Origin of the sequence: Chryseobacterium gossypii (assembly GCF_041361455.1) — a bacterium.
GTDB classification, from domain to species: Bacteria; Bacteroidota; Bacteroidia; order Flavobacteriales; family Weeksellaceae; genus Chryseobacterium; species Chryseobacterium gossypii.
Genome location: NZ_JBGCUR010000072.1, coordinates 1 through 1,204, shown reverse-complemented (window position 1 = coordinate 1,204; position 1,204 = coordinate 1). Strand labels below are relative to the sequence as shown.

The window sequence follows — 1,204 nt, the reverse complement described above, 5'->3', positions numbered from 1 at the left end:
GTGTAATAGCCACGACTTTATCTGACAGTTATATCAAATTAAATAACTTTAAAACAGATTAAGTATTATGACAACCCAACAAAAGATCATCAAAAACAAGTTAGGCGTACTTGAATTAGCACAACATTTAGGAAACGTATCCAAAGCCTGTAAGGTGATGGGATATTCCCGAGACAGTTTTTATAGATTTAAAGAATTGTATGAGCAAGGAGGTGAATTAGCATTACAGGAAATCTCCAGAAGAAAGCCAGTATTAAAGAATCGTGTAGATGAAGTCATTGAAAAGGCTGTTGTTGATATAGCTATTGAAAATCCTGCTTTGGGGCAGCTTAGAGTAAGTAATGAACTTAAAAAGAAAGGTTTCATTGTATCACCAGGTGGAGTCAGAAGTATTTGGTTAAGACACGATCTACATACGTTTAAACTAAGATTGAAAGCCCTAGAAGCCAAATCCGCTCAAGATGGTGTAGTCCTTACTGAATCTCAACTTTCAGCACTAGAAAGGGCTAAGGAAGAGAAAAAAGCTCATGGAGAAATTGAAACTCATCATCCAGGATATTTAGGAGCTCAAGACACTTATTACGTAGGCAATATCAAAGGAGTTGGACATATTTATCAACAAACTTTTATTGATACATATTCAAAGGTAGTATTTGCAAAGCTATATGACCGTAAAAATGCTCTTATTGCTGCTGACATGCTTAATGATCAGGTAGTCCCTTTCTTTGAGCAGCAGGAACTTCGTTTACTCAGAATTTTAACAGACCGAGGAACGGAATACTGTGGGATAAGGGAACAGCATGAATACCAGCTCTATTTGGCCATTGAAGATATCGATCATACGAAGACCAAGGCTAAAAGCCCTCAGACCAATGGCATTTGCGAACGTTTTCACAGGACGATACAGGACGAGTTTTATGCCATAGCTTTCAGAAAGAAAATTTACAGAAGTATTGAAGAGCTGCAATTAGACCTGAACAGCTGGTTGTCGTATTACAACAATGAAAGAACGCATACAGGAAAACATTGTTACGGTAAAACACCGATGCAGACGTTTCTAGATAGTAAAACTATTGCAAAAGAGAAATTATTGGAAACTCTTGCAGAGGAACAAAAAATCCTTACTTTTGGAAGTAAGGATAATATTGGATAACTGACAATTATTTTTAACCCCTAACTGTCAGATTAAGTATTGACTAATTCA

1 protein-coding gene is annotated in these 1,204 nt (G+C 36.5%); it reads left to right on the top strand.

Annotated elements, in window-relative coordinates:
* Window positions 1-67 precede the first annotated feature (67 nt).
* Window positions 68-1,153, top strand: a complete 1,086-nt coding sequence (locus tag ABMQ40_RS16595) for an IS481 family transposase (RefSeq protein WP_153391442.1) — start codon at window positions 68-70, stop codon at window positions 1,151-1,153.
* Window positions 1,154-1,204 lie beyond the last annotated feature (51 nt).